General features: G+C 58.9%; 9 protein-coding genes. All 9 read right to left on the bottom strand.

What is annotated here, in order from left to right; translation table 11 throughout:
* Positions 1 to 237 precede the first annotated feature (237 nt).
* Complete coding sequence (locus tag ABIZ35_RS09775; RefSeq protein WP_348219704.1) at positions 238 to 1,032, bottom strand: flagellar motor protein MotB; 795 nt, start codon at positions 1,030 to 1,032, stop codon at positions 238 to 240.
* Between the two features lie 75 nt (positions 1,033 to 1,107).
* The gene (locus ABIZ35_RS09770; protein ID WP_348219703.1) at positions 1,108 to 1,890 is read right to left on the bottom strand and encodes a flagellar motor protein; all 783 of its coding nucleotides are present in this window, start codon (positions 1,888 to 1,890) and stop codon (positions 1,108 to 1,110) included.
* 27 nt (positions 1,891 to 1,917) lie between these two features.
* The gene (locus ABIZ35_RS09765; protein WP_348219702.1) at positions 1,918 to 2,154 is read right to left on the bottom strand and encodes a flagellar FlbD family protein; all 237 of its coding nucleotides are present in this window, start codon (positions 2,152 to 2,154) and stop codon (positions 1,918 to 1,920) included.
* Between the two features lie 60 nt (positions 2,155 to 2,214).
* A complete protein-coding gene (locus tag ABIZ35_RS09760; protein WP_348219701.1) occupies positions 2,215 to 3,474 on the bottom strand; it encodes a flagellar hook protein FlgE in 1,260 nt (419 codons plus the stop codon).
* Positions 3,475 to 3,604: 130 nt separating this feature from the next.
* Entirely contained in the window at positions 3,605 to 4,012 is a 408-nt protein-coding gene (locus ABIZ35_RS09755) for a TIGR02530 family flagellar biosynthesis protein (protein ID WP_348219700.1), read from the bottom strand.
* 7 nt (positions 4,013 to 4,019) lie between these two features.
* Positions 4,020 to 4,445, bottom strand: a complete 426-nt coding sequence (locus tag ABIZ35_RS09750; RefSeq protein WP_348219699.1) for a flagellar hook capping FlgD N-terminal domain-containing protein — start codon at positions 4,443 to 4,445, stop codon at positions 4,020 to 4,022.
* Positions 4,446 to 4,460: 15 nt separating this feature from the next.
* Positions 4,461 to 6,947 (bottom strand): flagellar hook-length control protein FliK, encoded by a 2,487-nt coding sequence (locus ABIZ35_RS09745; protein WP_348219698.1) that lies wholly within the window; start codon positions 6,945 to 6,947, stop codon positions 4,461 to 4,463.
* Positions 6,948 to 7,097: 150 nt separating this feature from the next.
* Positions 7,098 to 7,763, bottom strand: coding sequence for a fructose-6-phosphate aldolase (fsa, locus tag ABIZ35_RS09740; protein WP_348219697.1), 666 nt, complete (start codon positions 7,761 to 7,763; stop codon positions 7,098 to 7,100).
* A 142-nt stretch (positions 7,764 to 7,905) separates the two neighbouring features.
* Positions 7,906 to 8,580, bottom strand: coding sequence for a M15 family metallopeptidase (locus tag ABIZ35_RS09735; protein ID WP_348219696.1), 675 nt, complete (start codon positions 8,578 to 8,580; stop codon positions 7,906 to 7,908).
* Positions 8,581 to 8,642: the final 62 nt, after the last annotated feature.

Here is an 8,642-nt window from a genome sequence, read left to right as displayed (position 1 = left end):
TGCTCTTAGCGGAGACGGACTTTGTGACAATAAACGTTCCGATTATAGCCAGCAGGATGACGGCTACAATCGCGATCATCATGACTGGGGATTTTTTCCCGGTCGCCGCGCTTCCGTCCGCCGGTGTTTGTGCTTTGTTAGTCGACATCGAAAATTGACCTTCCTGGACAATGGCCCCTCTAGTGTGACCTTGTTAGTACAATTATCGGCGCCAATTTTACCAGCTGTTATCCGGAATTATGCTGGGTTTTGCCTCAGAAGCACAATTTCCACGCGGCGGTTTCGAGCGCGGCTTTCCTCGGTGTCATTGGAGACGATTGGATGCTGGTCAGCGTAGCCGGCTGCCTCCAAGCGGCTCGGACTGACGCCGCGCTGGTTGAAATACCGCAGCACGGTCGTGGCGCGGGTCACCGAAAGCTCCCAGTTCGAGGGGTAACGCGGCGTATGAATCGCCAGGTTATCCGTATGGCCTTCAACACGCACATTGTTTGGGACGGTATTGACGACCTTCGCCACTTCGTTCAGCAGCGCCAGTTCATCCGGCTTCAAATCCGCTCCGCCCTTGGCGAAGAGCATTTTGTCCGTCATGACCGTGACGATCACGCCGCGCGAGGTCTGAACGACATTCATGACCTTGCTCAGCTTTTTCTCTTTGATATACGCCGACATGACCTCATACGCATGGTCGAGGTTCTTTTTGTCCGCGCTTTCCCCACTCGATTTGCCGAGTTTCGGAAATTCCTCAGCTGTCGGCGGCACGTCTGCATGTTTACTGTCATTGACAACTGCCGGGGAACCGTCTAGGCCCCCTCCATGCGTGATGTTCGGCGCGCCGTTCATCATGTTTCCGCCAAAACCGCCTCGAACCGATGTCGCGAGCTGCTCGAATTTTTTAATGTTCATTACGGACATCGCATAGAGCATAATGAAAAACGCCACCAGGAGCGTAATCATGTCCGCGTATGTCAGCAGCCAGCGTTCGGCGTTCTCATGTTCACCTTCGCCGCCTCTTTTTTTTCTTCGGCCTGCCATGGCTCTACTTTCCTCCGTGGGGCTAGTCGCCCGTATGGCTTCCCTTCCTTAGGAAGAGAAGCCATTGTTCGTAACTTAAGCCGCCTGCAAGGCTGCTTCGATCGCCTTGCGCTTCTTGGGCGAAAGAAACGCCTTGAGCTTTTCTTCCACAATGCGCGGATTATCTCCGGCTTGAATGGCGAGGATGCCTTCGGTCATGATCTCCCGCACCAGAATTTCTTCCTGACTTGCATGCTTAAGCTTCGAGCTCAGCGGCAGGAACATCAGGTTGGCGGTGCAAACCCCATAGAGGGTTGCGATAAACGCCGCCGCGATACTCGGTCCCATCGAACCAGGGTCCGAAAGGTTTTCCAGCATGTGCACCAGACCGGAGACCGTTCCGATAACGCCCAGTGTGGGAGCGAACCCGCCGAGAGTTGCGAAGAAGTGCGCTCCTTCGGCGTGGCGCTGTCCGAGAAACGCGACTTCCGTTTCCATGATTTCTCGGACCATTTCGGGATCGGTGCCGTCGATCGCCAGCTGAATGCCTTTTTTGAGGAACTCGTCGTCGATCTCACGGGCCTGCTCTTCCAGCGCGAGCAATCCTTCGCGGCGCGCTTTCTCGGCAAAGCCGACCAATGTCTCGATCACGTGCGCGGTATCCATGTGCTTGCCGAAGAAGGCGTGCTTGACGACATTCGGAATACCGATGACCGTGGAAAGAGGTACGGACACCATCGTAGCGCCCAGTGTGCCTCCGAAAACCAGCAGCATCGCGGAGGGGTTGATGAGGGCGGCAAGGCTGCCTCCCTCCAGAATGATTGAGCCGAAGAAGGCTCCGAACGCGAGTACAAGACCAATGATTGTTGCTAAATCCATGCGTAATCTCCCAGTGCGGCTTTCTCGCTACTCCAGTGCTTCTTCGCGACGCTCGGTGTGTGAGCTTGTCGGTCTCCAAAGAATCGGTCCCGCCTGCCTTCGATACTCCAGCACGAGATCCACCACTTGCTGCGCGGTTTGGCGCACCAGCAACTTCTTTCCAGTGACCAGGGTAATGTGCGTATCGGGAAGCGACTCGACAAACTCGATCAGATCGGCGTTGACGATAAACTCGGAATGATCGAAACGGGTGACAGTGATCATAAGGGGGAACCCTTTCTGTTCCCGAAGGCGACGCCGCCTCCGGGAAGCAAGGTGAGAAGATTATCGCTTCATGCCGATTACGTCGTTCAGCATCTCATCGACCGTGGTGACGATCTTAGTGTTGGCTTGGAAGCCGCGCTGCGTGACGATCATGCTGGTGAACTCGCTGCTGAGGTCCACGTTGGACTGCTCCAGGTAGCCGCTGCTCATCTTGCCCAATCCGTCCTGGGTCGCGGTGCCGATGTGCGCGCTGCCGGAGTTGACAGATTCCTTGAACGCGTTGCCGCCGGCCCGCTCCAAACCTTCGGGGTTGGAGAAGCCCGCCATCGCGATCTGTCCCAGTGATCGGCTCATACCGTTGCTGAAGATACCGGCGATGGCGCCCGTCTGGTCAATGCTGTAGGATTGCAGCGTACCGGGTCCGAAACCATCCTGGCTGTCCGGGATGACGCCGGATCCGCCGGAGACCTGGGTCGTCGCGCTGAAGTCGGGCTTGATGCCCTGCGGCGATGTGGATCCATCGGTCGGGGAGAGCGCAATGGTGCCGGTGGAGAGGGCTTCCTTGCCGGTGCTGCCGTAGAAGACTTTCCCGGTGCCGGCGACGCCGGTTCCAGAGGCGGTCCATGTCCAGGAGCTGGTGGTGCCGTTCGGCAAAGTCGCCGGCGCCACCGGAGGAGCGTCCCGCTTGAAGGAGAGTGTGATATTCTGCGCTTCGCCGAGGCTGTCGTAGACCTTGACGGTGCGGGTATAGGCGGCGTCGGTGGGCTTGGCTTCGGCGCTCAGGTTGCCCGAGTAGATCACGTTCTTCGTCGGGCTCGTGGTGATCAGGCCGCCGACGGGAATGCTCAGGTTGGAACTCTGCGTCAGCTGCTTAGTCGTATCGATAGCGCCGGTGGGGTCGGCCTGCCAGCCTAGGACGAAGGCTCCCGTGGAAGAATTCACCAGGTTGCCGCTGTTGTCGACCGTGAAGGAGCCGTCACGAGTAAAGGAGACGCCGGAGGAGTCGCCGAGCATGAAGTAGCCGTTGCCCTGGATGGCGAGGTCCGTCGGCTTCGAGGTGCTCTGAAGGCCGCCCTGGCTGGAGATCGTGTCCACCGAGCCGATGGCGACGCCGAGGCCAAGCTGCACCGGGTTGGTGCCGCCCGAAGCGGCGGAGCCGGCGGAGGCGCCCTGCAGGGTCTGGGAAAGCTGATCCTTGAAGGTGACGCGTCCCGCTTTGTAGCCCGTGGTGCTGACATTGGCGATATTGTTGCCGATGACTTCCATCTTGGTCTGGTGGGCCTGGATTGCGGAAACTCCGCTGTACATTGCTTGCAGCATTTAAATAACTCTCCTAAGGTTTTGTAATTGCCGGCGGTCAGTCATTCCCGTCGGCGGTGAATTACGGCGTCCTCGATCGGAGGTCCGGCCGTGTTGTCTTTTGGCGCTTCGCGCCGGTCTGGCCGCGATCTCAGATGATCATGGCGCTATCGATATTGGTAAAGATGTTATCTTTAAGGGCCGTTTTGTCCACGGCGGTAATCACCGTTCGGTTCGCCACGGAGACGACGAGGGCGGCTTTGTCGGTCAGGAACAGCGATTCTTTTGCGCCTTTGGCTGCGGCTTTCGTAATGCCGTCGCCGATTTTCGCGATGTCTTCGCTGGTCAGTTGGATATTGCGTGAAGCCAATCGGCTTTGCGCATGTCCGGAGAACTTAACGTTCGCTTTCGCTCCGCTCACGACAAGCTGATCGCTAAGGATCTGGCCGAAGCTCGGTCCGGAGGTTGATGGATTTGCGGCCGGAACAGCAGCAGGCTTAGAGGCTCCAGTTCGCGGGATCGCGCCGATTATTCTGTTTTCAATGTCGACACTGGTCATATGAGCGTCACTTCACAGTGCTGACGGTGGACATCTCCACATCGTCGGAGCCGATATGAAGATAGGCGACGCCGCTCTTCATCACGACTGAGGTCACCACTCCAGAAGGGCCAACTTCGCCTTTATCGGTGGTGGTCGTAACCGTTTTGCCGATCAGGGAAGATCCCTGGCCGAGCTGCTGCAGCTGAGAAGAAGATGTCAGGGTCGAATTGAGGTTCTGCATCTGCTCCAGCGAGGAGAATTGCGCCAGCTGCGCGAGCATCTCTTTCTGGTCGGTCGGATCGAGTGGATCCTGGTTCTGAAGCTGTGTCACCAAAAGCTTCAAAAACTGCGTTTTACTGTCGGTCTTGTCGGTAATCGCGGTTCCGCTGGCGTTTGTCGGAACGGGAGTGGAAGTACTGCCTGTAATCGGAAGTTGTGCTGTGACGGACATTCTGTTTCTCCTTGGTTAGGCTCGGTAATCGATCCGGCTGGAAGCATTCGAGCGAGTGACCGCCGCCGGCGCGATGTCGAGGTCCGCATCGTGCGCGGTCCAGGTCGCCTGATCGTTCTGATGGCCCTGCCGGCCGCCGCTGAACTGTCCGGAACCGAAGTCGGCGAAGGCGCGGCCGTTCTGGCCGGAGCCGTCGAAGCCGCCGGATTGCGCCGAAGACTGGCTGTTCTGCGGCTGGGACTGCCCGCCGTCGTTCGACTGGCGGTGGTCCGAGTTCAGTCCGCTTCCGCTCGACTGAGCCGCCGCGGACACCGTGGAAGCAGCATCGACGACTACCGTCATACTGTCCAGTTTCAGTCCATGTTCGCTTAGGCTGCGCCGCAGATCGCTCAGGTGGCTTTCCAGCGCCTGCTTCACGACGGGGTTCTCGGCCGCGACATGCGCCGTAACCACTGTGATCGTTTGGCCGCTGGCGTCTACTTTAGGCGTCATTGTCACCGTCAGATTGAGCTGGCCCCAATCCTGCGGGTGAAGCTGCAGCGTCACTTTGTCGCCGCCCGTCCCCTTTGCGTCCAGCGTCATCTCACCGATCTTGTCCACGACTTTCGTGATCATCGCGGCGCGGTCCTGAGCGGGCATTTGTACAGTCGCCGGCTGATCCTGGATCATTGCCGCCGTCTTCCCCGTTTCCGAACCACTCAGCGTCGCTGTCATCGTTACGTCGTTTCCGTTCTTGGCGCCGTCCGTCGTAATTTCCGCTTTGACGAGGGCTTCGGAAAGAGAAGAGGAACTGTTGTAACCGCGATTGACGGAAACTTTTCCGCTGGGCGATTGCAGCAAGTTCACCGCGTTTTCTTTCCCGGCGCCTTTCGTTTGCGCCTCTCCGCCGCTCACATTCTTATTATCGGAGAGCCCCCGTATTTTTTGCAGGGTTATTTTTCCGGAGATATCAACCGATGTGGGAACGGTCGAAACAACGCTTTCCAGGACCGGATTCATGATGGCGACGCTGCTGGAAGCCGAGGCTGGCGTCGCGAAATTGGCTGACGCCAACAGATTGCCCGGCGCGGCCACGTTCGTTGCTGAGGCCACGTTCGCCGGCGCTGCGACCGGAGCTGTTTCGAGCACCGATGCAGTAACCGGAGCGCCCGCCGCCTTGGGGGTCGGCGCGGCGCTGACTGTCCTGGAAACCGCTGGAGCGATATTGACCGTCGCCTGAACAACAGGTGCTGAGTTGGTGATGATCTTCGCCGCCGCGATCGAGTTTGCGATCGACGCCGCCGAGACCGTGTTCGCCGGCGCCGAAGCGACCTGTGCTGGAGACTGTTCCGCGCCAGCATCGATCTTTGCCCCGGCCACGGATGCCGCGCCGACTGGGAGCAGCGTGGGTTTCACGCCGAAGACAGGGCGTATCGTTTCTGCAAACGGAGAGTCTCCGTGGTCCAGAGGGGCGTCTGACAAGACTGTAGGCAGCACGGGGACCGCTCCGCCTGAGATCGTTTGAAGTGGAGCAGAGAGCGTGGAAGTATTCAGCACAGCCGTATTCGGTTTTGCCGACGGAAGTAGATTCGCCACAGATGTGATGACGGCGCTTTGCGAAGCCATCGGGGCTGCTGCGTTATTGGCGATCACCGGGACGGCGCCGCCTTGTTTCGACGGCTGAGCCGCGATTACAGGAGCCGCGATTCCTAAAGACACGACCGGGGCAGTGACATCAGGCTTGCCGACAACTGTCTTGGCGGTTTGACCGAGGGTGATAGGCTGAGCGGCGATCCGCACAGACGCTTGCCCAACCTTCGCATCCTGAACAAGGATTTGCGAGGCTGCGGGAGCGGCGATCATCGTTTGCCCCGTTGGGAGCGAAACGGTGTTCACCATTTGCCCCATTGGGAGTGAAACGGTGTTTGCCGTTTGCGCTGTCAAGAGCGGCGCCGTAGCCGGCGCGATTACTGACGCAGTATTGGCGGCAGGCGTAGGCTTGCCAGATGGACGGACGACAGCGCCCTGCCCCGCCGGATCTGCCGGCGCGGAGACTGCCTTCGCGGCGCCCGCGATGGTTTGTTTGAGAGTGGAGAGCAATTCGCCGCCGGTTTGACTTCCGCTCGCCTGAAGGCGGGAAAGAACCGGGCTGGCGTCCATTGCGACACTGGTTCCGGCCGTCCGGTCCGTAATCGACGGAACGTTGGGCTCTGATTTTATTGGCTGCAGTACGATCTGCGGCGCCTGAGTCGGCAGAACGAAGTTCTGCGCGATAAGTGAGGGGTCCAGCGTGGCCGAAGCATCCTCCGTCTTTGTGTCCGGATCCGAGCTGTCCGTACTATCATTCGCTTTCTCATCGACAGGCTTTTTGACGGCGCTTTGTGGGGCGTTCGTCACTTGGCCGCTGAGAAGAGAAGCGAAGGAAACGGTCGGTTCCGAACCTGGGACGGGAGGAGCGCCGGGGAGCGCAGCGCCTGTGGGCGCCGCGCCGCCGCTGAAGCCAGACATAATGTCTAACGGCATCGGGGCCTCCTGTTTCAAGTTGTCATCATCTATATCGGCAGAAATGCTGGCGTTCTGGAGGGGGAGGCGGAAAATAAAAATCGCCCAGCGCAAATGCGCTGGGCGATTGAGAATATGAGGATGCCCCTGTGGGGCCCGGGGGCATCTGAATTAAGCCGTTTTGCCGGTGGCTTTCAGATAGTCGTCGTAGAATTTCTTGACGCCCAGATCCGTCAGCGGATGGTGGAACAGCTGCTCCATGATCTTATACGGGATGGTGGCGATGTGCGCGCCGGAGCGGATGCTCTCCACGACTTGCAGGGGACCGCGGATGGACGCCACGAGGATCTCCGGGTCTTTCGGGAACTCGTAAGTCTCCACCATCTGCACGGCGTCTTCGATGTTCTGCGCGGCTTCGCCGCTTCCCATATCATCGATACGGCCTACAAAGAACGAAACGAACGATGCGCCCGCCTTGGCCGCCAGCAGAGCCTGCGGAAGCGAGAAGACCAGGGTGACGTTGAAGTTGACGCCATTCGGGGACAGTTCTTTGACGACTTCCAGCGCCGTGGGCGTCATCGGGACCTTGACATAGATGTTCGGAGCCCAAGACGCAATGTCTTTCGCCTCAGCGAGCAGCTTCTCGTAATCGCTTTCCACGCACTCCGCCGAAACGGGCAGATCGCCGACAACCTTGACGATCTCCATCACGCGCGTCTTGTGGTCCACGCCTTCCTTCGCGATCAGGCTGGGGTTGGTCGTAACGCCGTCCAGGATCCCCCACTCCATCGCCTTCTTGATTTCTTCCACATTCGCGGTGTCGATAAAAAATTTCATCTGCCGATTGCCTTCCTGGGCGCGGCCGCGCCGCCCCACCGAATTCGGAAATTCCTTACTCTATATACCCGGTCCCGGTAAAAATACGGGCCGATTCACAGCGCCGGAGCGGAAGCTTAATCTCGATTTAACACAGCACACTTCAAACAGGAGAAGTATCCGCCGGCAGCGCGCCGTAGATCGCTTCGGGCGCGCCGACACGCAGCGCCCAGCCGGAGTCGCCGTAGGACCAATGCCACCATTCGCCCACGTAATTCGTAAGGCCCGCATCCGTCAGAGTTTTGACCAGTAAATCCCGATTGCGCTGCGCGACGTCGCTGAGTCCTTTGAGATCGGTCGGCGCGCTTATCTCATCCATTTCAAACGGAGAGACCATGTCCAGCGGCTCACCTGTCTTTGTGTCGATCAGCAAGAGATCGAATGCTCCGCCCGTCGTATGCGGGGGCGGACACTTGTCCTCCGGAGGCGCGGACATTGTATTGGTGACACGATGCAGCGTCGCCTTGCTCCACTCTGGGTGCTTCGCCGCAAAGTCCGATTTGATCTTCTCGTACATCCAGCGCTGCTGGGCCATCGGTCGATAGCCCTCGAATATCTGAAGGGTCACCTCGGGCGGCAGCGCCTCCGCCGCACTCGCGATCATTTCGGCGACGCTCTTGCGAACGTGCGGAACGCACTTCATATGCTCAAACGCCGGATGCTTCTCGGAGAACGCGACCCTCGGAGAAAGAGTCCGGGGATCGACGAGCGGCTCGCCGTTATCGACAATCGGGACAGCCCGGAGCTTTGTCAGAGGCTCTCCAAACGATCGGGCCATAGAAATTATCTTCCTTGTTTAATTGAGTGACTTATCCCTGCATGTGGCGCGACCCTTCCGGG

Source organism: Capsulimonas sp. (assembly GCF_039929585.1).
Lineage (GTDB): Bacteria > Armatimonadota > Armatimonadia > Armatimonadales > Capsulimonadaceae > Capsulimonas.
Note: the sequence above shows the minus strand (reverse complement) of the source record. Positions and strands in the feature narration are given on the sequence as shown.

Coding starts and splice junctions, on each gene's coding strand:
- fsa (WP_348219697.1), bottom strand. CDS start 7,763: ATGAAATTTTTTATCGACACCGCGAATGTGGAAGAAATCAAGAAGGCG.
- ABIZ35_RS09755 (WP_348219700.1), bottom strand. CDS start 4,012: ATGACCAGTGTCGACATTGAAAACAGAATAATCGGCGCGATCCCGCGA.
- ABIZ35_RS09760 (WP_348219701.1), bottom strand. CDS start 3,474: ATGCTGCAAGCAATGTACAGCGGAGTTTCCGCAATCCAGGCCCACCAG.
- ABIZ35_RS09770 (WP_348219703.1), bottom strand. CDS start 1,890: ATGGATTTAGCAACAATCATTGGTCTTGTACTCGCGTTCGGAGCCTTC.
- ABIZ35_RS09745 (WP_348219698.1), bottom strand. CDS start 6,947: ATGCCGTTAGACATTATGTCTGGCTTCAGCGGCGGCGCGGCGCCCACA.
- ABIZ35_RS09775 (WP_348219704.1), bottom strand. CDS start 1,032: ATGGCAGGCCGAAGAAAAAAAAGAGGCGGCGAAGGTGAACATGAGAAC.
- ABIZ35_RS09735 (WP_348219696.1), bottom strand. CDS start 8,580: ATGGCCCGATCGTTTGGAGAGCCTCTGACAAAGCTCCGGGCTGTCCCG.
- ABIZ35_RS09765 (WP_348219702.1), bottom strand. CDS start 2,154: ATGATCACTGTCACCCGTTTCGATCATTCCGAGTTTATCGTCAACGCC.
- ABIZ35_RS09750 (WP_348219699.1), bottom strand. CDS start 4,445: ATGTCCGTCACAGCACAACTTCCGATTACAGGCAGTACTTCCACTCCC.